26 protein-coding genes are annotated in these 22247 nt (G+C 59.3%); 19 read left to right on the forward strand and 7 right to left on the reverse strand.

Features of this window, described 5'->3' with window-relative positions; genetic code table 11:
* The first annotated feature begins 340 nt into the window (after positions 1-340).
* The 6 genes from NKJ77_RS05395 to NKJ77_RS05420 all read left to right on the forward strand — a co-directional run bounded on the left by NKJ77_RS05395 (position 341) and on the right by NKJ77_RS05420 (position 3133).
* Positions 341-868, forward strand: coding sequence for a YciE/YciF ferroxidase family protein (locus NKJ77_RS05395; protein WP_023704627.1), 528 nt, complete (start codon positions 341-343; stop codon positions 866-868).
* 54 nt (positions 869-922) lie between these two features.
* Complete coding sequence (locus NKJ77_RS05400; protein ID WP_023713350.1) at positions 923-1087, forward strand: hypothetical protein; 165 nt, start codon at positions 923-925, stop codon at positions 1085-1087.
* Positions 1084-1296, forward strand: a complete 213-nt coding sequence (locus NKJ77_RS05405) for a hypothetical protein (RefSeq protein ID WP_245259911.1) — start codon at positions 1084-1086, stop codon at positions 1294-1296. Before NKJ77_RS05400 ends, NKJ77_RS05405 begins: the two co-directional genes overlap by 4 nt.
* 68 nt (positions 1297-1364) lie before the next feature.
* The gene (gene xth, locus NKJ77_RS05410; protein WP_352512482.1) at positions 1365-2141 is read left to right on the forward strand and encodes an exodeoxyribonuclease III; all 777 of its coding nucleotides are present in this window, start codon (positions 1365-1367) and stop codon (positions 2139-2141) included.
* 116 nt (positions 2142-2257) lie between these two features.
* Positions 2258-2821, forward strand: coding sequence for a hypothetical protein (locus tag NKJ77_RS05415; RefSeq protein WP_352534486.1), 564 nt, complete (start codon positions 2258-2260; stop codon positions 2819-2821).
* A gap of 15 nt (positions 2822-2836) precedes the next feature.
* The gene (locus tag NKJ77_RS05420) at positions 2837-3133 is read left to right on the forward strand and encodes a SemiSWEET family sugar transporter (RefSeq protein ID WP_352534488.1); all 297 of its coding nucleotides are present in this window, start codon (positions 2837-2839) and stop codon (positions 3131-3133) included.
* 1 nt (position 3134) lies between these two features.
* Here NKJ77_RS05420 and NKJ77_RS05425 read toward each other — a convergent pair whose 3' ends face one another.
* On the reverse strand, positions 3135-3734 hold the full coding sequence (locus NKJ77_RS05425; protein ID WP_352534490.1) for a cupin domain-containing protein: 600 nt from the start codon (positions 3732-3734) through the stop codon (positions 3135-3137).
* A gap of 40 nt (positions 3735-3774) precedes the next feature.
* Positions 3775-4284, reverse strand: coding sequence for a pyridoxamine 5'-phosphate oxidase family protein (locus NKJ77_RS05430; protein ID WP_352534492.1), 510 nt, complete (start codon positions 4282-4284; stop codon positions 3775-3777).
* 140 nt (positions 4285-4424) lie between these two features.
* On the opposite strand from NKJ77_RS05430, the gene NKJ77_RS05435 reads away from it, so the two are divergent.
* Entirely contained in the window at positions 4425-4601 is a 177-nt protein-coding gene (locus NKJ77_RS05435) for a hypothetical protein (RefSeq protein ID WP_156932420.1), read from the forward strand.
* A gap of 287 nt (positions 4602-4888) precedes the next feature.
* Here NKJ77_RS05435 and NKJ77_RS05440 read toward each other — a convergent pair whose 3' ends face one another.
* Positions 4889-5806, reverse strand: coding sequence for a glycoside hydrolase family protein (locus tag NKJ77_RS05440; RefSeq protein ID WP_023700021.1), 918 nt, complete (start codon positions 5804-5806; stop codon positions 4889-4891).
* A 353-nt stretch (positions 5807-6159) separates the two neighbouring features.
* Between NKJ77_RS05440 and NKJ77_RS05445 the strand changes: the two genes are divergently transcribed.
* Genes NKJ77_RS05445 through NKJ77_RS05455 form a run of 3 tightly spaced genes read left to right on the forward strand, consistent with a single transcriptional unit; the run spans position 6160 to position 9046 of the window.
* On the forward strand, positions 6160-7332 hold the full coding sequence (locus tag NKJ77_RS05445; RefSeq protein ID WP_031244114.1) for a glycosyltransferase family protein: 1173 nt from the start codon (positions 6160-6162) through the stop codon (positions 7330-7332).
* Positions 7333-7334: 2 nt separating this feature from the next.
* Positions 7335-8477: a UDP-galactopyranose mutase gene (gene glf, locus NKJ77_RS05450; protein ID WP_023668033.1), complete on the forward strand. Its 1143-nt coding sequence runs from the start codon at positions 7335-7337 to the stop codon at positions 8475-8477.
* A gap of 47 nt (positions 8478-8524) precedes the next feature.
* Positions 8525-9046 (forward strand): ferritin-like domain-containing protein, encoded by a 522-nt coding sequence (locus NKJ77_RS05455; protein WP_023687824.1) that lies wholly within the window; start codon positions 8525-8527, stop codon positions 9044-9046.
* Positions 9047-9115: 69 nt separating this feature from the next.
* Here NKJ77_RS05455 and NKJ77_RS05460 read toward each other — a convergent pair whose 3' ends face one another.
* Positions 9116-10273: a hypothetical protein gene (locus NKJ77_RS05460; protein WP_023691420.1), complete on the reverse strand. Its 1158-nt coding sequence runs from the start codon at positions 10271-10273 to the stop codon at positions 9116-9118.
* A gap of 299 nt (positions 10274-10572) precedes the next feature.
* On the opposite strand from NKJ77_RS05460, the gene NKJ77_RS05465 reads away from it, so the two are divergent.
* The 6 genes from NKJ77_RS05465 (at position 10573) to cyoD (ending at position 15717) form a co-directional block, all read left to right on the forward strand.
* Entirely contained in the window at positions 10573-11463 is an 891-nt protein-coding gene (locus NKJ77_RS05465; protein ID WP_023668030.1) for an MBL fold metallo-hydrolase, read from the forward strand.
* Positions 11464-11733: 270 nt separating this feature from the next.
* Positions 11734-11904: a hypothetical protein gene (locus NKJ77_RS05470; protein ID WP_352534495.1), complete on the forward strand. Its 171-nt coding sequence runs from the start codon at positions 11734-11736 to the stop codon at positions 11902-11904.
* Positions 11905-11937: 33 nt separating this feature from the next.
* Positions 11938-12624 (forward strand): ubiquinol oxidase subunit II, encoded by a 687-nt coding sequence (locus NKJ77_RS05475; RefSeq protein WP_352534497.1) that lies wholly within the window; start codon positions 11938-11940, stop codon positions 12622-12624.
* Between the two features lie 2 nt (positions 12625-12626).
* Positions 12627-14627 (forward strand): cytochrome o ubiquinol oxidase subunit I, encoded by a 2001-nt coding sequence (cyoB, locus tag NKJ77_RS05480; protein WP_023830874.1) that lies wholly within the window; start codon positions 12627-12629, stop codon positions 14625-14627.
* The gene (locus NKJ77_RS05485) at positions 14624-15310 is read left to right on the forward strand and encodes a cytochrome (ubi)quinol oxidase subunit III (RefSeq protein ID WP_023668027.1); all 687 of its coding nucleotides are present in this window, start codon (positions 14624-14626) and stop codon (positions 15308-15310) included. The genes cyoB and NKJ77_RS05485 overlap by 4 nt, the downstream gene beginning before the upstream one ends.
* On the forward strand, positions 15307-15717 hold the full coding sequence (gene cyoD / locus NKJ77_RS05490) for a cytochrome o ubiquinol oxidase subunit IV (protein ID WP_023668026.1): 411 nt from the start codon (positions 15307-15309) through the stop codon (positions 15715-15717). Before NKJ77_RS05485 ends, cyoD begins: the two co-directional genes overlap by 4 nt.
* 70 nt (positions 15718-15787) lie before the next feature.
* Here the strand turns inward: cyoD and NKJ77_RS05495 are convergent, their stop codons facing one another.
* Positions 15788-19117: a DEAD/DEAH box helicase gene (locus NKJ77_RS05495; RefSeq protein ID WP_023696344.1), complete on the reverse strand. Its 3330-nt coding sequence runs from the start codon at positions 19115-19117 to the stop codon at positions 15788-15790.
* Positions 19118-19427: 310 nt separating this feature from the next.
* Here NKJ77_RS05495 and NKJ77_RS05500 point away from each other — a divergent pair, with 310 nt between their 5' ends.
* The 3 genes from NKJ77_RS05500 to NKJ77_RS05510 all read left to right on the forward strand — a co-directional run bounded on the left by NKJ77_RS05500 (position 19428) and on the right by NKJ77_RS05510 (position 20892).
* Positions 19428-20267 carry a Crp/Fnr family transcriptional regulator gene (locus tag NKJ77_RS05500; protein ID WP_245260969.1) on the forward strand — a complete coding sequence of 280 codons (840 nt, stop codon included), beginning with the start codon at positions 19428-19430 and terminating at the stop codon, positions 20265-20267.
* A 19-nt stretch (positions 20268-20286) separates the two neighbouring features.
* The gene (locus NKJ77_RS05505; protein WP_023668023.1) at positions 20287-20523 is read left to right on the forward strand and encodes a DUF6894 family protein; all 237 of its coding nucleotides are present in this window, start codon (positions 20287-20289) and stop codon (positions 20521-20523) included.
* Positions 20524-20715: 192 nt separating this feature from the next.
* Complete coding sequence (locus NKJ77_RS05510) at positions 20716-20892, forward strand: hypothetical protein (RefSeq protein ID WP_023700016.1); 177 nt, start codon at positions 20716-20718, stop codon at positions 20890-20892.
* 186 nt (positions 20893-21078) lie between these two features.
* Here NKJ77_RS05510 and NKJ77_RS05515 read toward each other — a convergent pair whose 3' ends face one another.
* Together NKJ77_RS05515 and NKJ77_RS05520 are read right to left on the reverse strand one after the other, a co-directional pair.
* Positions 21079-21471: a response regulator gene (locus NKJ77_RS05515; protein ID WP_352534500.1), complete on the reverse strand. Its 393-nt coding sequence runs from the start codon at positions 21469-21471 to the stop codon at positions 21079-21081.
* A gap of 243 nt (positions 21472-21714) precedes the next feature.
* Complete coding sequence (locus tag NKJ77_RS05520; protein WP_023681128.1) at positions 21715-22245, reverse strand: DUF1003 domain-containing protein; 531 nt, start codon at positions 22243-22245, stop codon at positions 21715-21717.
* Positions 22246-22247 lie beyond the last annotated feature (2 nt).

The following is a 22247-nucleotide window of genomic DNA, read 5'->3' on the forward strand; positions in this document are numbered from 1 at the left end:
CGCAGCGTCCAATCACCCAATTCCTGGATGCAAGCAGGGCCAGCAATCAAGCGGCTGCAGAGCGGTCAGGAGGCTTGAGAGGCGTTGCCCCGACTGCTCTGCTGCCGCCGCGGTACTTGCGTCTCCTGCAGTCCCAGGCCCTCAGACCGCACGACCGTTGGCGGGAGCCCGATGACGTGCGCCCCGCCGCGGCTCTTCGACGAGAATGACGTGGTCGTTGTTCTCAGTGAAGCGCAGGACCCTTTAAATTTAGATATCTCCATTATCCCGGAACCGGGTTCGGGTTTCCGAGTTAAGAAAATGCTCGCGACGGGCAATTTTCAACAGAGGAGACGGCACAATGCCCACTGCCAAGAAAGCCAATGGCAACAACAAGGACCTGGAGGACCTTTTCCTCGATGGCCTCAAAGACATCTACTATGCCGAGAAGAAAATTCTGAAAGCCTTGCCGAAGATGGCCAAAGGCGCATCCGAACAGCAAGTTGCGGCAGCATTCGAGAAGCACCTCGCTGAAACCGAGGGGCAGGTCGAACGTCTGGAGGAGGTCTTCGAGATTCTCGGCGCGGCCGCGCGCGGCAAAACCTGCCCGGCGATCGACGGCATCCTGGAGGAAGGATCTGAAATCCTTCAGGAGTACAAGGGTTCGACTTCGCTCGATGCAGGGCTCGTCGGTGCCGCGCAAGCCGTGGAGCACTATGAGATTGCCAGGTATGGAACCCTGATTGCCTGGGCTACGACGCTCGGCAAGGATGACGTGGTTGCGCTCCTCAATGCGACACTTGAGGAGGAGAAGGCCACCGACGAGGCGCTGACTGCCCTCGGTGAAGCCGGCGTCAACGAACGAGCGGCAGAACGGAAAGCGGCTTGATTGATCGCCTACCCAACCGCCTCGGCGACCTATGTGCCGAGGCGGTCCCGGGAGATGAAGGACATGATCACGCATATCTACAAAGGACTGGAATGTTTCCTGCTTGAGTGTTCGGCCGCGCTGGTCAGGCGCCGCGCCCTTGGTGGTTCGCGCAGCGATCCTCGGCAGTTGCGAGAACAGCGCAGAGATGAGTTCAGGGCCCGCAAAGGCGCCGAATGAGCGCCAAGATGGAGAGTCGGATGGGCTTCTTTGGAAAATATTTCTCAGGACTGTTGAGCAAGAAATCGACTGACGGCAAGGGGAGCGGCGATATGCGTAAAGCTACCGGCGCGGGTCCGGCGATTGCCGCGCATTCCAAAGATGCAAAGACATCCGCTGCTTCCGGTCAAAGCACCAATGCTTCGAGCAAAAATGCAGATGGACGATGACAAAAGGCAAGATTTGGCTACCGACCCTATGTCGCATCGAAGCGGCGCAAAGACGTTAAATCGTCGAGATGACCCGCATCGCAACCTTCAACGTCAATGGCGTCAACGGCCGACTGCCAGTGCTTCTCAAGTGGCTTGGCGAAACCGGCTATGACATCGTCTGCCTTCAAGAACTGAAGACCTCTGACGAAAAATTTCCCGTCGATGCGATTAGAAACGCCGGCTATGGCGCAATCTGGCACGGACAGAAGTCCTACAATGGCGTGGCAATCCTCGCTCGCGGGATTGAGCCGCTGGAACGTCGTCGAGGTCTGCCGGGCGATCCCGACGATTCGCACAGCCGCTACATCGAGGCAGATGTGAATGGGCTTGTTGTCGGCTGCCTGTATTTGCCCAATGGCAATCCAGCGCCGGGGCCGAAGTTCGACTACAAACTTCGCTGGTTCCAACGTTTGATCACCTATGGCCAGGTGCTGCTCGGCGATAGCTCACCGACCATCCTGTGCGGCGACTATAACGTCGTTCCAGGCTCGATCGACGCGGCGGTGCCGGGGCGCTGGGTTGGCGATGCCGTTTACTTCCCCGAGAGCCGGAGCGCGTACGCCGAAATGCTTGCTCAGGGCTGGATCGATGCCGTCCGTCGCATTCATCCAGAAAAGGGAATTTACACCTATTGGAACTTCTCCTACCGCGGCGGGTACGATCGGAGTTCCGGGCTCCGGATGGACCATCTCTTGCTGAGTTCATCCCTATTGGATCGCCTGAAGAATGCCGGAGTAGATGCCGAAACGCGTGCATGGGACAAGCCGAGCGATCATGCGCCAGCCTGGATAGAACTTGATTGAGCTTCCTCGGCAAGGAGCCTGAAGACCTGGTGGCGCTCCTTCGTGATTAGATTTGGCCGCATGTCTATCGCCAACAATGAGGACTGCCGGCGCCAAGCGATTCAAAGGACGCAATGATGAAAAACACTCAAAAGGAAGCTGAACTGACTGCGCGCCTTGCACGCCAGCATGGCGTCACTGATGGCGCTGTCATGGCAGTCCTTGAGGCGTTGCGGCGTGGTGGTGGAACCATGGCCCAGTTCAGCCACGTCGACTTCGGAGGAATGTCACAATGGTCCTCCGGCATGACGATGGTCGGCGACATGCTCGATGACAGCCTCAAGGCGAAGCTCAACACTATCGCGGCGGAGCTCTCGGCCTACTTGCGCGAACATCCCGCCAAGCCACAACGCGACGACACGAGCTATCGTTCTGCAGGTATGGCCCACGCCGGCTCATGGTGGCCTGAGGAGCTTGGGAGCCCGTCTGCCGCTGGTTCTCAAAACAATATGCGCTACGCAGCGTTTCCTGAGCGAAGCCGCCTGGTCATCGACGATCATGGAAAGACGGAGATTTATGACACAGGCGACCATCGCATATCCGGTGTTTCGCAGAGCCAGAGCACGGCCTCCACCCTGACCTTTGTCAGCCAGCACGGCGTGGTCCGCGTATCTGATCTCAAGCGCGTATCTGCGACGTAGGTCAGGGCCGCTTCCATGCAGACAGTCACGCTCATCGGCTATCTCGCGACCGTCTGCTCGATGAGCAGTTTCACCCCGCAAGCCTGGAAAATCATCAGGACACGGGAGACAAGCGGCATCTCCGCGCCGACGTATGCCATCACTGTGTTGGGCTTCGCCTTGTGGCTGGCCTTCGGCATCATGAAGGCAGAGTGGCCGATCAAAATCACGAATGGCGTCTGTCTCCTGCTGTCAGCCTTCATTCTCACAATGACAGTCCTGCCGCAGGCTGAGAAAGACGCAGTTGCCAAGGCTTTCGACCCCGACGACTAAATTAGCGCTTCCAACTTTTCAGCAGCGGACCTTGGCTACCATATGCAGGATCCTTGCGCGGACGCCCCACGCTGGGGATGGTTGCGAGCGCATCGCTATGCTGATCCTTGCTCCTACATTCGTCATAACTCCCAAACGGAGGATACGCGCCGACAACCAAAAAATCATCGGATGCCGAGACGCATTGGTGCCCGGTGCCTGCCGGGAGGACCGCGACGTCACCGGCCTTCAGCGACAGCGTTCGTCCTTTCTTGCCGCCAAACCGGACTTCAGCATTTCCGCGCGCAATTCCCAGAACCTCGTGTATTTGCGAATGATAGTGAACGTAATCATAGATGCCGTTTCGCCAGCTATCGCCCCATCCGTTTGCATCGAAAAGCACCTCCATGACGGCTGCTGGATCAAGTCCTTCGGGCAATTCGACGGCGCCGCGATAAACGACGAGCGGCCATGCTGGATGATTGGGCACAAGTCCATCATCCTTGAACCAGAACTCATTCGACTTTCGCTGCCTCACCAATCCGGCGACGATTTCCATGCGCGGTCTTGCGAAACCGGTGACGTTCTCGATCACCTTCTTGCTGGTTTCCAAAATGCTCATCGACGCTGCCTCTAAAGCAGAGGTTAGTTTAGCCGCTCGCTCAGAGCTCGACCTTTGCGTTGTCGCCCACATTCGGCTTGGCGCCGGTAACGGCCGCAAACACCATCGTTGCGGTAGCCATGATTAGCCCCGGGCTGTCCCACAATTCGCCTTCGTCGGGTTTGACCGTTATCAGACGAATCTCGGGATCATCGGCATTATCCCACCAGGCTGAGTCAGTTTTCTCCCAGAGCTCGGCGATCTTTTCCCTGTCATTTGTCACTGTGGCCGGGCCTGACATCGTGACGTATTTGTAGTGGCTGTTGTCACTCCAGGCCAATGTGACCTTTGGATAGGTCGACAGTTGCTTGCTCTTGGCGCTGTCGTCATTGACGAGGAAGTATATGGCGTTTTCTTCACGGACCACACGCGCAGATAGCGGACGGGCTCGATTGTACTCGCCGTCCCAGGTCACAAACATGCAGACGTCGATGTCCTCGGCGAGTTCCCAGATGCGGTCTGTTGCCTCGGCGGGCGTGAGGTTCGTCTGCTGCTCTCGGCGGTTAGCCATAAGCGTCCTCCTGCGGGTGAATATCCTCGCTTACAACTCACGTCCCGCCACGACGTTCCAACTCACTGGGTCCTTCGGCTTGCTAAAGCGGTGGAACTTTCGAAATTGCCGGAAGTTTGGATGGCAAACGCGAGGCCATGATGGCGGACAAGACGCTTCGAACATCAAAACGGACACCCGAGCAGGACGCTAAGGGTCAGTCGGAAAAGGACCACAAGGGCGGGGGGAGCGATGGCGTCGCCAGCGCCGATCCGCGGGTGATCTCCGGCAAAAAAGACGGCGACGCGACATTCCCTGTCAAGGGACCGAAGAAATAGCTATGAGCTCATTGGCAGGGCATCTGGCGGTGTCATCAATGCCACTGAGAAAATTGACGAACGGCTCAAGTCATTGCGCTAAAAGCGACAGAGTTAAGGCCGGCCTTCCCGACTTGCCTCCCGCCAGTGCGATCGCGGCAATCGTCGATCCGCATCGGCCACGTCGTGTCTCCTACTGCGTCGGATGACACTTTGCTACCGTCACCGACGCGGATCACCTTCAACCCTCCGGAGTTCCATGGCCGCATGACGCGCATCCGCCTCAAGGCGCTAATGGCAGCCTGGAATCACGCGACCTTTGAAAAGAGAGCGACGTCGCATCTGGCCAAACCATAGCGCCATCGGTGATCGGTTGTGGCAACCCGGCTCTGGTAGAACAGTGAAAGCTGACTGCCATCGATCATCACTGTCGAGTGGCCGTTCTCGCCCGGTTGACCTGGCTCCAACACCGGGCCGATCGAAACGTAAGGCCCGCTGACCTCGTCGGCGATGGCAAAAAACACCCGTTGCCGGTTTCCCCGAAGGCCATTCGGAAGAAAGCAAGTGGCGTTGAGAAGCACCCGGCCGTCCGGCAGCTCGATCAGTTGCGCGCCCTCAATGCCCCATTCGTAGTCGGGATCATCTCTGGTGTTATGGTGGGGAACATCGTTGTGGTCGAGGATTTTGCCGATCCGCTTCCACGGACCGAACCACGAGTCGGACTGGCTACGTGCCAGATAGATGTCGGGCTGAGGCACCCTGGTGAATTTTGGCATAGCCGAATAAACCAGGTAGCGCCCACCGCCAATGACTGCTGGATGCGGATCGTAAATGCCGTCCTCTTCCGTGTCCGGGATGGCCAGAATGGCCGGACTGAGGACTACCCAATGGAACCCGTCGTTGGAAACCGCATGCTCGCAACGGCCACCCGACTTCATGAATTCCGTCTGGATGAACATGTGGAAGACGCCGCACTCGTGGGTCACACCGGGAGCCGCAACACCAGTACCGTTGATTGGAAGTTCGATCGGCTCATGCTCGGCCCACGGCCCATAAAGATCGGGCGCCGTGGCATGCAAGATTCTCCACGTCTCAGTGGTGACCGTGCCGCTTGACCCGAAGACGTGCCAGACACGGCCATCGAAGACAGGACACGGGTCCTTGAGATCATCCACGCTTTGCGGATGAAACAGTGGAAAAACGTTGGTTTCAAAGTTGATGTTCATGTCAGCCCCGGAATTCGCCTCGGCAGTCGGAGACGCGCAGAGATACAGGCGAATCATTGATGTTAGGCACATTCTATAGCCAACGAGTTCAACGCAAATACGGCAATGCCGCTGTCCACCAGCATTCCTCGCTGAACCACGCTTTCAGTGGCGGCCGGGTTCCGACAGCCGCCCTCGCCTCCGCACCCAGATCCCGCTTCGTGCGTGGACCAAGCGGGCGACCGGGCCTTCTTCATTTCAGTTGGAACAACTCACCTGATCGAAAGTTAGGAGCTGGAACTAAGTAGTTCTCTCCATTCGCGATTAACAAATGTTAATCGTAACATAAATAGTGTCACAGAGGGAGTATGTCAATGGAAGCGGCCTTTGGCGGGGTAACCGGCAGTCAATATGTTCGTCGCGAAAATATACTGGTTTGCTTCTCCCACTTACGATGGAATTTTGTTCACCAGCGTCCGCAGCATCTCCTCACTCTCGCATCCGCTCAGCAGAGAGTGGTCTACTTTGAAGAACCCGTTTTCGAAGAATTGCCGCAGCCGCTGATGCGGACGAGCGTGGGATCGGAAAACATTCTGATTGTCACACCAGTGCTGCCGCTTGGCACGTCGGCCGCGAAAGCAGATGCCGTCCAGCGGAGATTTGTGCAGCAGACCATCGCTTCCATGCCGCATAGCCGGCTGATCGCCTGGTACTACACCCCAATGGCTCTTCGCTTTACGGAATTCCTCGACCCAGACATATGCGTCTATGACTGCATGGACGAACTCTCTGCGTTCAGGAATGCGCCCCCCGAGCTGGGCCAGATGGAAAAGGAGCTTCTGCGTCGCGCGGATCTGGTTTTCACCGGTGGTCTAAGCTTGTTCGAGACCAAGCGTCACCTCCATCCCGCCATCTTTCCATTTCCGAGCAGCATCGATGTGAGGCACTTTCACACCGCAAGACGGCCAGGAAGGGACCCAGCCGACCAGGCGGGCATTCCTTCCCCGAGGGTTGGATATTTCGGCGTCATCGACGAGCGGCTGGACGTCGATCTCGTGGCGCTAGCGGCAAAGACAATGCCGGACGTGCATTTCGTCATGCTCGGTCCGGTTGTCAAGATCGACCCTGCAAGCCTGCCGCAAGCCGAAAACCTTCATTGGCTTGGCCCGAAAGCCTACTGCGATCTGCCCGACTATCTGCGCCATTGGGACGCCGGATGGATGCCGTTTGCCCTCAACGAGGCGACGCGTTTCATCAGCCCGACCAAGACGCCGGAATTTCTCGCGGCGGGTCTGCCGGTGATCTCGACGGCAATCGTCGACGTGGTGCGCAGTTACGGTGCTGCCGGGCTGGTGGAAATCGCCGACTGTGACGATCTGGAAATCAAGCTGCGCTCCGTCCTTTCGCGACCGCGTCAGATGCTCCTGCAGCAAGTCGATGCCTATCTTGCGGACATGTCCTGGGAACGGACATGGAATGCCATGGCAGCTCACATTGAGCGCGCCTACCAACGCAAGAAGGTCGTGCCCCTTCGCAGGAGTGCATAGCCATGTTCGATTGGCTGATCGTCGGCGCGGGTTTCGCCGGCAGTGTGCTTGCCGAACGGATAGCGTCGCAGCGTCAGGAAAGCGTTTTGCTGATCGATCGCCGCAGCCATGTGGGAGGCAACGCCTATGACTGCTACAATGAAGCCGGCATCCTCATCCATCGCTACGGCCCGCACATCTTCCACACCAACAGCCAAACGATCGTGGACCACCTTTCGCAGTTCACGCAATGGCGGCCGTACGAGCACAGGGTGTTGGCGGCCGTGGACGGGCAACTGGTTCCCATCCCGATCAATCTCGACACCATCAACCGGCTTTACGGGCTAGACCTGACCTCGGCACAGCTGGAGGATTTCTTCGCGTCGCGACGCGAAACGGTGGAGGATGTCCGAACGGCTGAGGACGTCGTCGTCAGCACCGTGGGGCGCGAGCTCTATGAAAAATTCTTCCGCGGCTACACAAGAAAGCAATGGGGCGTCGATCCCAGTCAGCTGAGCAAATCCGTGACGGCACGAGTGCCGACCAGGACCAACCGTGACGACCGCTATTTCAGCGACAGCTTCCAGAAAATGCCGGCCGGCGGGTACACGCGGATGTTCGAACGCATGCTCGATCATCCGAACATCAAGATCATGCTGCAGACCGACTTCCGTGAAATTCGTGAGAAGATACCGTTCAGGCGCATGGTTTATACCGGCCCGATCGATGAATATTTCGGCTGGCAGCTCGGGCACCTTCCGTATCGTTCGCTTCGTTTCGAGCACGTTACACTGGATTGCGAGCAATTTCAGCCGGTTGCCGTGGTCAATTATCCCCAGACGGAAGATTACACGCGCATTACCGAGTACAAACATCTGACCGGCCAGCAGAGTTCGCGGACCAGCCTGACCTACGAATACCCCACGGACATCGGGGACCCGTACTATCCCGTGCCCCGGCCCGAAAACGAAGTGCTCTACAAGCGCTATGAAGCGCTCGCGGCAAGCTGCCCAGACGTCTGGTTTGTCGGTCGGCTTGCAACTTACCGCTATTACAACATGGACCAGGTAGTCGGACAGGCTCTGGCCACTTTCTCGCGCATCCAAAAAAGCCTCCCGGCCTGGGCGCGCACGGACGAGCCGTTGTTGGCCGAGCCGAGAAGATAGTTTCTTTCAAGACGGAAGATCGGGCGGGTATCAGAAGGAGAAACTCGATGGATACAAACTTCAACTCGGAAAGCCGTGAGATATTTATCGTCGGCTTGCGCAACGCGCACGCCATGGAAAATCAAGCGCTGTCGATCATGAAGCCTCAGGTCGAGCGTATAGAGAACTATCCGGAGGTGGCCGATCGCTTGCGCCGGCACATTCAGGAAACCGAAGGCCAGATCACGAGACTCGAGTCCGTCCTGGAGGGCCTTGGCGAGGAGCACTCCACCCTCAAGGACACCGCCTTGTCGATGGTTGGCAGCGTGGCCGCCATTGGACATTCGATGGCCGGCGACGAGATCATCAAGAACAGCCTGGCGAATTTCGCATTCGAGAACTACGAGATTGCTGCCTACAATTCGCTGCTGGTACTGGCCGACGCTGGGGGCTTCCAGGATGCTGAAAGGGCCCTCAAGCAGAACCTGAACGAAGAGGAAGCCATGGCCAACTGGCTCAAGGAAAATCTGAGCGACGTTACCATGCGGTATGCCAGGCTGCGCGAGGCCGGGGCGACTGCAAAAAGCTGATGCACCGCACCGGCGCGGGCGGCGTTTCGAAACAGACGCTCGCCCGCCCCTCCCTCGTTTGAGGCCTCTTCAAGGCGTCGTGTCCGCCACGAGAAGAGCTTGCTGACGGGCCAGTTCATCTGCTGTGGGTTTGCGCAGGTGTCGCCTGCCGTCAGCCTGGATGACGGAAAACAAACCGACCTCGGCATGTCGCGAATTGTCCCAGCCCGGGTAGGCCGTTATCGGGTACAGGCAAATACCCTCGATCGGCGCTCCGAGACTGATTGCGGAACGCACCTCGTCGCAGACATAATGGAGCCAAGCCGGCCCGCCGGATCCCTCGGAGCCGGTCTCCGCAATGAACATCGGCTTGCCGTACCGGTGAGCAACTTCTAGCAACATTTCCGACAGGGCGCGGTACTCGTGGTGTCCCATCGGAATCGTCGGCCCGTTTACGTACCATTGATTGTGCGGGTAAAAATTCAAGCCCACGACATCGACAACATCTTCGCTCCCGCCCAACTCAGGTTCGACGCGGCCCAGCAACATGTCGTAAGCTTCGAACTGTCCCTGTCGGGCGTTTTCGGCCCGGCGCCGTTCGCTGCGGGTCCGGTCACGAGGGGCGATATGGATAAGCGGCTCGGCCCAGACAAATCTGCAGGCGGGATCGATCTCCCGCATTGCACGAACACCCGCGATGGCGGCCTTGACGAGGTGCCGCTTGAACCATCCACGTTTGTTCGGCCCCACGCGCGGGAAATAGCCGACCTCGACAGCCCATGCGAAAAACGAGATTTCGTTGATGGGGCACAACAGAGGCGATGTTCCGGTGATCGAACGGTGTACCTTGACGGCTTCTGCCGCGAACGAGGCATAGGCGTCGATGAAATGCAGCGAGCCCTGATCGACATGGTCCGGAGATCCGTAGTGAAAGATGTCCCAGATTACCTGAACACCTGCCGATCGGGCTGCCTCGACCATTGGCGCCCAACTTGACCAGTCATAGGTTCCGGGAGCGGTTTCGATCAAATGCCAACGCAGGCCGTCGCGGATGGTGCGAAGGCCGAGTTCGGCGCAGCCGCGGTAGTCGCCCAGGGCATGCAAATTATGCGAGGTCGCACGAATAAGATCGAGGCGAACGCCGTCCTTGCGCCGGTGCGAGGAGCATTCAAAGCCTGCCATGAAAAAACTGGCGAAGCGCGAAGCTTCCGGAACCGAGGCCTCCGTCTGGCGTCCCACTTCGCTCATTTTTCGAAGTCTCCTTTGGGCAATCGGCTTCGAACTCGGCCGCCTTGTCCGGACCGGGAACCGCGTTGGCGAAATACCGAATTCAGTCGGGCGCGCCCCATGTTCGTTGCTCAGTCCAGCTCGTCCTTGCGTGGCCGGGTAGTGCCGAACCCATTGGTAGAGCCTTTGTTCCGGTGGTGAACTGTCCGGGCGCCGCGTGCAAATGAGGAACAAGGAGGCCCGTCCCAAGTTCGGGGCGATGTACAGCCGCCGTCATCCACTCGAGCGGCTGCTCGGCAACAACAGAGGCATGGGATCACATGACCGTTCAGATTCGACTTTCCGAGATCGACCACGCCAGGCGCGAGGATCGTGGCGACGGCGCTTGGAGCATCGCACCGGACCTGGGTTACTTGCGGCTAGCAATCGTCAATGTCGTGTTCTTCGGCGCACCGGGCAGCGGAGATCGGAACTGGGTGCTGATCGATACCGGGTTGCCGACGTCTCGCAGCAGCATTCTAGCGGTCGCGGAAAAGCGGTTCGGCGTCAACGCACGGCCGGCTGCAATCATCCTGACCCATGGCCATTTCGACCATGTGGGAACGGTTCTAGAACTCGCAAATGGCTGGGACGTGCCTGTCTTCGCCCATCCACTCGAGCACCCCTATTTGGACGGAACCACATCCTATCCGCCACCGGATCCCTGGGTTGGGGGTGGACTGATGGCGCTGCTTTCACCGCTTTTTCCACGCGGGCCAATCGATCTTGGCAGCCGTTTGCAACCCTTGCCCGCCGATGGATCGATCCCCGGAATGCCCGGATGGCAATGGCTGCACACACCCGGACATGCCCCTGGGCATATCTCGCTCTGGCGCGAGCAAGACCGCTCGCTCATCGTAGGAGACGCTTTCATCACCACCGGTCAGGAGTCGGTCTATGAAGTCGCCATTCAGGATCTCGAGATGCACGGTCCGCCGCGCTATTTCACGCCAGACTGGGATGCAGCGGAAAGGTCCGTGAAGCATCTGGCTGCCTTGGGCCCCCAGATGGTCATCAGTGGACACGGTGCGGCTGCTGCGGGAGTGGGCATGCGGCAGGCTCTCGATAACCTGGCTGAGCGATTCAGGGTATTCGCCGTCCCGCCGAAATTGAAATTCGTGCGCGAGCCAGCGTCGCCGATAGCTAGGCCAATCGAGCCGCCATCGTTCTGAAATTATGGTCGGATTGGCCAACGCGGGACCATCGGACAGAGTAACTCGGTCCAGCGGAACAAACCCGGCCGGCGACAGTTGGGGCACTCGCTCAGGGGGCGACACCCCGCGAAGTGCCGCGAGGTTCCGCGCCATGGGGAGGCTCAGATGGAAACCCGATGAACGCATGCCCTAGCCGCGTTCCCGCAAAGAGAGATTGCAGAACCGGTGTTGTTGCCATCCAGCCCTAAGTTGACACGCCAACTGCTCTGTATCCTAGGAGGCGCATTCTTGCCCGGTTGCGCGGGGGGAGTGCTCGATCCCCAAGGACCAATTGGCGTCGGCAATCGCACGATTCTTTTGAACTCGCTGGCGGTGATGCTGGTGATCGTTGTTCCCACGCTTGTTGCGCTTCTGGCATTCGCCTGGAAGTTCCGTGCCTCGAACAGCAACGCCCGCTAAAACCCGGAGTTCACCTATTCGGGACGCGTGGAGTTGATCGTCTGGTCGATCCCGACGCTCACCATCCTGTTCATTGGCGGGCTGATCTACTACGGATCGTATCAGCTCGATCCACGCAAACCGATCCCTTCTAGCCAGCCGCCGCTCGACATTCAGGTGGTGGCGCTCGACTGGAAATGGCTGTTCCTCTATCCCGAGCAGGGCGTGGGTGCTGTCAATCAACTGGTTATCCCCGCCGGTGTTCCAGTGCGTTTCAAGTTGACCTCGGCCAGCGTGATGAACACGTTCTTCGTGCCCCAGCTTGGTAGCATGGTCTACGTCATGAACGGCATGCAGACCGAATTGCATCTGCAGGCCGACCGCGAGGGCAGCTTTTTCGGCCAGTCGGCGCACTTCAGCGGCGACGGCTTCTCGGATATGAATTTCAGTGTGAGCGCGGTTTCAGCCGATGCCTTCACCCGCTGGGCGTCATCGCTGCGTGGCGGGGGCGGCGTGCTGAATGCCAATGCCTATCGCGAACTCGCCCGGCAAAGCACAAATGTGGCGCCGGCTTCCTTCGGTCATGTCCAGCCTGGGCTGTTCGAAGCGGTCGTTCAGCAGACGCTCCCACCGGGTCCGGGGCCTGCTGAGAGCGCAGCCAGCGGCGAGCCACAGGTGAGCCCAAGGGCATTCCCCCCGGCGGCGGCAACGATGACCCATCATCCACAAGGGGCAGAATGACGATGCTGGGCAAGCTCGACTGGTCGGCCGTTCCTTTCGATCAACCCATCCCCCTCGGCGCAGCCCTTGGCGTCTTTCTGGCAGCAGCCGCCGTGCTTGGCTGGATAACGGTGAAGGGGTACTGGCCATATCTGTGGAGCGAGTGGATAAGCTCGGTCGACCACAAGCGCATCGGCGTGATGTACATTGTGCTGGCGATGCTCATGCTTCTTCGTGGTTTTATCGATGCTATCATGATGCGCACACAACAGGTGCTGGCGATTCACGGGCCGGGCTACCTCCCGCCGGAGCATTACGACCAGATCTTTTCCGCGCACGGCACGATCATGATCTTCTTCGCCGCGATGCCGTTCATGATCGGCCTGATGAATTTCGTCGTGCCGCTGCAGCTTGGCGTACGCGATGTCGCTTTTCCGACGCTCAATTCCGTCAGCTTCTGGCTGACGGCTTCCGGAGCCCTGCTGGTCAACATCTCGCTTGTGATCGGCGAGTTCGCGCGCACCGGCTGGCTGCCCTATGCCCCTTTGTCGGAAACCACCTACTCGCCGGGCGTCGGTGTCGATTATTATCTGTGGGCGATCCAGATCTCCGGCGTCGGCACGCTGCTCACCGGTGTCAACCTGGTGACGACCATCCTCAAGATGCGGGCGCCGGGAATGGGCTATCTGCGAATGCCGATGTTCTGCTGGACCTCGCTCGCGTCCAACCTGCTCATTGTCGCAGCCTTCCCGATCCTTACCGCCACGCTCGCAATGCTGACGCTGGACCGGTATCTCGGCTTCCACTTCTTCACCAACGAAGCCGGTGGAAATCAGATGATGTTCGTCAACCTGATCTGGGCGTGGGGCCATCCCGAAGTATACATCCTGGTGCTTCCCGCCTTCGGAATCTTCTCCGAGATTTTCTCGACTTTTTCATCGAAACCGCTGTTCGGATACCGTTCGATGGTCGCGGCCACGATGTTCATCTGCATCGTCTCGTTCATGGTCTGGTTGCATCACTTCTTCACCATGGGTGCCGGAGCGGACGTTAATGCCGCCTTCGGCATCGCCACGTCGGTCATTGCCGTGGGAACCGGTGTGAAAATCTACAACTGGCTCTTCACCATGTATGGCGGGCGCGTTCGTTTCGACACGCCGATGCTTTGGGCATTGGCTTTCGTGACCACCTTCACCGTCGGCGGCATGACTGGCGTCCTGCTTGCCGTCCCGCCGGCCGACTTCGTGCTACACAATTCGCTTTTCCTCGTCGCGCATTTCCATAACGTCATCATCTCGGGCGTGTTGTTTGGAGCATTCGCCGGCTTCACCTACTGGTTCCCCAAGGCGTTCGGTTTCCGTTTGCACGAAGGCTGGGGAAAGGCGGCATTTTGGGTCACCTTGGCCGGCTACATGCTGGTCTTCGTACCGCTCTATATTGTCGGTCTGCTCGGCATGACGCGGCGCCTGCAACATATCGATATGGACCTTTGGGCACCGTGGCTGGTGGTGGCCGCTTTCGGCGTGGTGGTGATGATCGCCGGCGCGGCGCTGCAGATCACACAGCTTTTCGTTTCGGTCCGGCATCGCGACAAGTTTCGCGACGAAACCGGCGACCCGTGGGACGGGCGTTCGCTGGAGTGGTCGACATCTTCTCCTCCTCCTGTCTTCAATTATGCACGGCTGCCTCACGTGGAAGACGAAGAGCCCTACTGGAGCATCAAGCAACGAGGGATCGAACAGAGCTCGGACGAGGAAAAGGCATATGAGCCGATCGAGATGCCTCGCAACAGCCCGACTGGCTTCGTCACCGCCTTCTTCAGCACACTGATCGGCTTCGCGCTGATCTGGCATATATGGTGGCTGGCGATCGTCGGCTTCATCGGCGCCTACGCAACCTTCGTCGTATTCGCCTGGCGCGATCATGGAGACTACGAGATCCCTGTCGACGAGGTCGCCCGCATCGATCATGACCACAAGGCAGCCCAGTTTGCCTGGCTGCGCGGGTGGGAGCGCCCGGCATGAGCGATCACGCATTCTCCGGCGACATCAGCGCCGGCACCCAGGCACGGGACCCGTATCGGCTTAATCACACCGGTCGGCATGCGGTGCGCTCTGCGACGGGCCACGGAGAAGGCGGCCCGGCCTCAAAGTTCGTCACGGTGACCTACGGCTTCTGGATCTTTCTCCTGTCCGACATCATCATGTTCTCGGCATTTTTCGCCACCTACGCCGTGCTCGCCAAGGCAACCGCCGGCGGACCGACAGGCAAGGATCTGTTCGAACCGACACGGGTTGCGGTCCAGACGGGCCTTCTGCTCACTTCGAGCTTCACCGGCGGCGTGGCAACACTCGCCACCCGTCGCAGATCAATGGCTGCCACGCAGTTCTGGCTTCTCGTCACGGGGTTGCTCGGGGCAGCGTTCCTGTTCCTGGAACTACAGGAGTTCGCGGCAATGATCGGCGAGCAGGCAGGCCCCTCGCGCAGCGCATTTCTTTCTGCCTTCTTTGCGCTCGTTGGCTGCCACGGTGCCCACGTCGGTCTCGGCCTGCTCTGGCTGGGAACGATGATGGCGCAGCTGTGGGTCAAGGGCTTTCGGCCCGACATCTTGCGGCGGCTCCACTGCTTCGGGCTCTTCTGGCACGCCCTCGACATCATCTGGGTTGCCATCTTCACCCTGGTCTATCTGCTGGGAGCATCGTCATGACCGAGTTCGAGAGCAAGACCGGCGAGTTGCAGGACCGCCGCGATTCAGCGCCGGGCGAGGAACACATAAGCGAGCACGAAACGGCTGGGGGCCTCTCGGGCTATGTGCTCGGCTTCGGCCTGGCTATCCTGCTCACGATCGCGTCATTCCTGGCGGCGCGAACCGACCTGATTTACCAGCCCGCGGTCATCTCGGCCCTGGTGGTGCTCGCCGTTGCGCAGATGGGCGTGCATCTTGTCTTCTTTCTGCACCTGACCACCGGGCCGGACAACACCAACAACATCCTGGCGCTGGCCTTCGGCGTGCTGATCGTCGCGCTGGTGGTTCTGGGCTCTATCTGGATCATGGCCCATCTGAATGAAAACATGGCTGCCATGACACCCCATCAAGCCGGAACCATGCCTTGAACGCTCCCCGCGAACGCACGGCCGCCCGCAGCGCCATTCGCACGGATGGCCCCAGGAGACAAAAGGCTCGTCAGATCTCGTGCTTTGGCTGGGCTGCGCGTAGGGCATCAAGCGCTAAGCGAACCGCATCGATGCCTGAGACGCTGGGCTGGATAGGCCTGAAAATCAGGCGGCCGTTCCGGTAGTCCAGGCCCAACGCCTTGCTGTTCCGCCATTGGGACGCCGACGGCTTGTTCCGAGGGGTGATCGCGATGGCCTCGGGACCGACATCGACTTTGCCGACGCCCAATTCCGACGCTGCTATTCGCAACCTGGTAAATTCCAGCAAAAGGGCTACTTCGCCAGGCATGTCTCCAAAGCGGTCCTCGAGCTCTTCGCTGAATGTATCGAGGTCCGGCTCCGAACGGATGCGGGAGAGCCGCGCATAGAGGCCAACGCGCACCGTAGGCTCGTCGACATAGCTCTCGGGAAAAGCCCCCTTTCCCGAGCCATTGATCTCGGCAAGTTGCTTGCTGAAGTTGGCCCCTCCGCCAGCCGCCGAGACCGCCCGCTCCAGCAAGTGCTCGTACAAGCCCACTCCGATCAGCTTCATATGCCCGGCCTGGTCTTCGCCGAAAAGATCTCCGGCGCCACGCAGGTCGAGGTCTCTTTGACTGATTGCCAGGCCGGAGCCGAGCCGATCGAGCGCAAGCATCGTCGAAAGCCGGGCCCTGGTGCCGTCGGCCAGTTCAACGCCAGGCTGGGTCAGAAGAAACGCAACGGCCTGCACCGCCCCCCTTCCGACCCGGCCCCGCAACTGGTGCAACTGCGCCAGACCGAACCGGTCGGGGCGCCAAACGATGATGGTGTTGGCCCGCGGCACATCGAGGCCGCTCTCGATGATGTCGGTGCTCAACAAAATGTCGCCATCACCGTCGGCGAATCCGACCATGACTTCGTCCAGCTGTCTCCCCTTCATTTCACCATGCGCCGTCTTGACCCCGAGTTCCGGCACCAGTCTGTTCAGCTGGTCACAGGCCGGGGCAATATCCTCGATCCGCGGGACCACGAAGAAGCTCTGTCCACCCCGGTGAAATTCACGCAGGAGGGCCGCGCGCACCGATGCTGGATCGAACGCTGCCAAGATCGTGCGAACGGGACGTCGTTTGGCGGGCGGAGAGTTTAGAACGCTGACGTCCTGGATGCCCGACAACGCCGATTGCAGCGTCCGGGGTATCGGTGTGGCGCTCATGCTCAGCGTATGGAGGCGAGGCGTCATGGTCCGCAGGGCCCGCTTCAACTTGACCCCGAACCGGTGCTCCTCGTCGATCACCAGCAGTCCAAGATTGGCGAAGGTGACGCTCCTGGACGCCAGGGCCTGAGTACCCACAACGACCGCAACCTGGCCGCTCCGCAGACCCTCTTTTGCCGCTCTCGCCTCCGCTGCCCCGACCATCCTAGAAAGGTGGGCGACCTGCAGGCCGGTTCCTGCGAAGCGGCGGCTGAACGTCTCATAGTGCTGTCGTGCCAACACCGTTGTCGGCGCTATGATAGCAACCTGTTTCCCGCAGAAAGCCGCGGCGGCGCAAGCACGCAGGGCGACCTCTGTCTTGCCGAAGCCGACATCGCCGCAGACGAGCCGGTTCATTGTTCTTCCCGACGAAAGATCATCGAGCACAGCGCGGATGGCGGCCGCTTGGTCGGGCGTCTCCGTATAGGGAAATCTCGCCGCAAAACGGGCCAAGTCCGTGCGGGAGGGCTTTATGATCTCGGCAGGCTGGCTGGACCTGATTTTGGCAAGACTCAAGAGGCGTTTGGCCAGCCTGTCGATCTCGCGCAACGCAGCTTCGCGTCGCTTCGGCCAGCCCTCGCCTTTGAGGCGATCAAGCGACACTGCCTCCGGTTCCGAGCCGTAGCGCCATATTCGTCCAAAGTCGTCGACCGGAACCAGCAAGGAAGCCCCGCCATGATATTCCAGTCTGACGACATCCTGTTGCTGGCCAGCCAACTCGACCTGTTCGACCGCGGCGAGCACGCCCAGGCCATGGTCTTCATGGACGACGACATCGCCAATGCGCAACTCGGGTTCGAGTATGCCCGTGGTCGCGCTCCCGCTCGCCTTTAACGCGGGCCCAAACAGGTCGGATGCGGCCACCACGGCGATATTGGATTGCGCGTCGACAAACCCTTCGTCGAGGACGAATTCAGCCTTGAGAACAGAGCCCCTCGCGGCCGAAAGGATTTGCGGCAAGTCGGCCGCTTCCTCTGCCCGCCGGCCTAGTCTCCTATCGAGCAGGCGATCTGCTCGCTGCAGTTCAGAGGCATCGCCGGTGAACACTACTCTGACTCCGGCACTCGTCTGCCCTCTGATGAATTCCGCGAAATCATGCCCGGGTCGGGCCTGGCGGAAGAATTTGGGAACTCCCACGGCAGAAACGGCTAGTCTCACGCAGCAGCGGTTAAGCAGAGCAGCGTCCCACTCTTCACGGGATAGGTAAAATCGTCCCGGCAAAGGTTTTTTCGTTCCGGCTGCCTCCTGCCTGGCACGACGTGCATCCTCGACCAGATCCAGAATTCTGCCGAGCGGCTGCCCGTCGGTCCCTTCAAGGAAGGAGATCGAAGCGCTGGATGCCGCATCGAAGACGGATGGCATAGCGCCATACGATGCGACCAGGCGCTCCTCCATCGACGTCGTGCGCATCGCTGTCAACTCAGGATGCTCACCAGCTTTAAAGATCAGCTCGGATGCCGGTCCGACCGTAATCGAGTCTCGAACCTGATCGCTGAGCTGACTGAGCGGGTCGTAGGTCTTGAGCTGCCGGATGCAGGCATCGGGATCAACGATGACGCGAACGGGGCCATCCGCGCCAGCAGGGAAAATATCGATGAGATCGCCCCGAAAGGCTATCTCACCCGGTTCGTCGACCCTCTCGTCGACGACATAGCCAATGGCTTCGGACCAGGTTCTAAAATCGTCACGGTCGAGCTTTTGTCCCACCTCCAGAATTGTGAAACCGCCAGCGATGACCGGAGCAGGCGGCACCCGCTGCAGAATGGCTTCGAGCGACATTACAGCGATGCGCGGGCGATCCGGCTTCGTTGCGATCTCACGCAACGCACGAAGCCTTCGCCCCATATTGGCGCGTGTGGGCCACACCCTGTCGTAAGGCAGGCAATCCCAGGACGGCAGCAAGATTATATCCGCGTCAGGCAGGAACTGACGCAAGGCGCCGGCGATCTCCTCGGCACTGCGTTCCGAGGGAGCTATATGGATGATGTGCTTGTCCCGACTGGTCTCCAGGCCACGGGCCAGCGCTACCGCGATTGCTGAGGATGGCGGTCCGCCGTGCTCTATCGCAAACCCGCTGTCATCCGTGTGATCGATTTGTTCGACATCCGTCCGCGAAATATGCCTGTTCACTGAAATCTCACCTTGCCACTGAGACAACGTCAGCGGAGCCACCCCGTTCCTGGCGGCGCATCAAAGAGTTCCAGGACGGGCTGCGGGTGCAGCCCTTGAAATTGGGGGGAGCGACTGGGTCAAAGCTGCGCCGTGATCGGCGAACTCCTGGGGCTGGCTGCCCAGCGGGACAATTTCTAACCGAGCCTATGTCATAGGTTAATGCATTGCTGCCTGGCTCACCTATGGCTGTCCTAAAAAACTGGTGCTTGGATCATTCCGGGATCTTCAACCACCCTCGACGCTGGCAAAACGCTCCAGGCATGGGACCATGCCGCACGGCGGCGCTTTCTGCCGCCGCGCATATGTCCCCATGCCAGTCGGAACTTTTGGCGCGGATAATAGTTCGATCACCAACATCAGCCAGGTAGTCAATTTGTTCCCCACCTCATCCTCGGATGTACTCATTCGCAAGCTTCAGACCATCTCGGATCTTCGAGAGGCCGACATCGGCGTTCTGAAAGGCATTCCGATCCAGGAGAAGGAATATTCGGCCAACCACGATCTGGTGCGTGAGGGCGACCGTCCTGTTTACTCGTTTGTCGTTCTTGATGGCTTGGTCGGTTCCACCAAACATACGGGCGAAGGAAAGCGACAAATCACATCATTCTTCGTCGCCGGCGACATTCCTGATCTGCATGGGCTGCATCTGTCGGTCATGGATTGTAACTTCTCGACCCTTACGCCGGCGCGAATAGGTTTCATGCGGCATGACACCCTGCGTGCCGTTTGCGACCAGCACCCTCGCATCGCCACCGCTTTTTGGCGGTCGACGTTGATAGATGCCGCGATTTACAGGGAGTGGGTCATCAATGTGGGAAGACGCGAGGCATACACCCGCATGGCTCACATCCTGTGCGAACTGATTTTTCGCTTGCGCTCTATGGGGCGCATTGAGGATCACGTGGCGGATATTCCCATTACACAGGCGGCCCTTGGCGATGCACTGGGTTTGTCCACGGTCCACGTCAACCGGATGCTCCAGGAACTACGACGCAGAGGTCTCATTGCCACCTCGGGATCAAAAGTTCACGCACTGGACTGGGCTGGCCTCACTCACGCAGGAGATTTCGACACGACCTACCTGCACCAAAGGAACCCCGCAGATTAGCAGTGACGGAAGCTCTCCGATGGCACGATTTTTCTTCGACAGCGGCGATGGCGATCTCATCTTCGAGGACGAAATAGGTGTCGAATGCGCTGGCCTCGAGGAGGTCCGCCGCGCGGGATTCGAGGGCCTTGTCGACCTCACGAGAGAGTCACTGAAGAGCGTCGACGGGCAGCAATTGTTTATCGAAGTGCGCGATGAAAATGGCGCCAAGATTTTGCGGCTAAGCCTCTCGCTTCGGGTAAAATCGAACGTATAAATTTGCACCCTACGCGCAGCGTTAGGCGAGCGGACTGGGACTGCAAACATCCACTGGCATGTCGTGTCTCAAAACCAGGGCCACTTTTGAGCGACATGCATTAACCCATAGATTGTGCCTCGATTTGTGTACAGGACGGGGAACCATCAAAGAGCCGCCGAGTTCGTCCAACGGACAAGCTCGGAATCTAACATGGAAGAAATCGGCAAGGCACAACAAAAGGTCATAGCCCGCCTCATACGGGAGTGGATTTCATCGGACGCCAATCGTCGCCAGCTTCGCCAGTTGCTGGATCTGCCGACAGATACGGACATGCCCAGCGAGCATCGGTCATTGCTTGACGAACTCGACCGAAAGCTCAACCAATGAGCGCCCCTGCTTTCGGGAGGGCTTCCGAGTGGATGCGAGCCGGTGGCGAGGGAAAGGAGCTGAGGTCGACATCTGGTTGAGGCCGCCGACATTTGACCGAAGCAGACGCGAACGCTTTACGCGGGGACGGCGCCGATTGGCCGAAGAAAGAATGTTCGGTGGTTTCGTGGAGCCGCGGTCGGATTCCTAGAGGTGAGTTTCTGCACCTTGCTGCGCGTTTAAAAGTTGAGAAACGGCAGTTATGATCTGCGGCAGAAAAAAGGGCTTGGTGATCATTATGCTGTTGGGCACGCCTTCCGCTCCCCAGTGTACCGCGCTGTCGCCACTGATATAGACAACCGGGAGGGTCGAGTTGGACCTTCGCAAGTGCCGAGCGACCTCCCACCCCGACTGTCCTGCTCCCAGACGGATGTCCGTGAGCACGGCCTTGAACTTGGTCGGATCGGGGTCGAAAGCCGCCAGCGCGTCGGCGGCACTCCGAGTGCCGACGACCTGGAAGCCGGCCTCCTCCAAAGCTGACTCGAGGTCGAGCAGGATCATTGTCTCATCTTCGACGATCAGAACAGCACCTTCGCTCATCCGGAATCTCCCCAAGCCGCCACCGCTAATACGAGTTCGGCGTCAACTTGGTTCCATCTGACGCGCAGCAGCCTGTTGGTTATCGAAGCTCTACGCTGCCTCGATTGCGCGGCGGACTTGTGACGTCGGGAAGCCACCCTGGAAAAGGCCGACACCGGCTTAGCTGCTTCGACAGCCTTGGACAATGAGGCTGAATTACAGGTTGTAGCCGACGCTTAACCGTTGCCGACGAGGTCGCTTTGATCAAGCGTTCTCCTGATCTCCAGAAGCTTGCTGGATCTGCGTCATCACCTTTTGGGGATCCACATTCTCGGCGAGTTCCGGCAGCTCTTTGTCGGCCGGGGTCGAGATATTCAGACGCGCCGTCAAGGCAGCCACCATCTCGATCAGCCGCGTGGTTTCATGTTCGTTCAGAAGGCTGATCTGCAAATCCAGTTCGGCTCGGCGCTCGCTGTGGGCGGCCATTCTGTTCTGATTGATCAGCACGAAAGTAGACAGGAAGATTGCCTCAACCGAGGCGACCATGGCCAGGATCACGAAAGTCGGGTCCCAGGCTGGGACGGCTGGTATCGCGCCAAGGTTCGCGAGGACCCAGACGACAAGAATTGCAAGGTGCAGATAGACGAAAGTCATGCTTCCCGCGAAGCGCGAAACAGCGCCGGCGACCCACGCTTGAACGCCTTGGTGCTCCTCTTGCTGCCGCCTGTGCTCGACCAGGGCCTGTATGTTCTGGTGGAGCACCGACTGCATGTCGGCTGGACGTTGGTCGCTCATTT

Origin of the sequence: Mesorhizobium sp. M0052 (assembly GCF_040323255.1) — a bacterium.
Classification (GTDB): domain Bacteria; phylum Pseudomonadota; class Alphaproteobacteria; order Rhizobiales; family Rhizobiaceae; genus Mesorhizobium.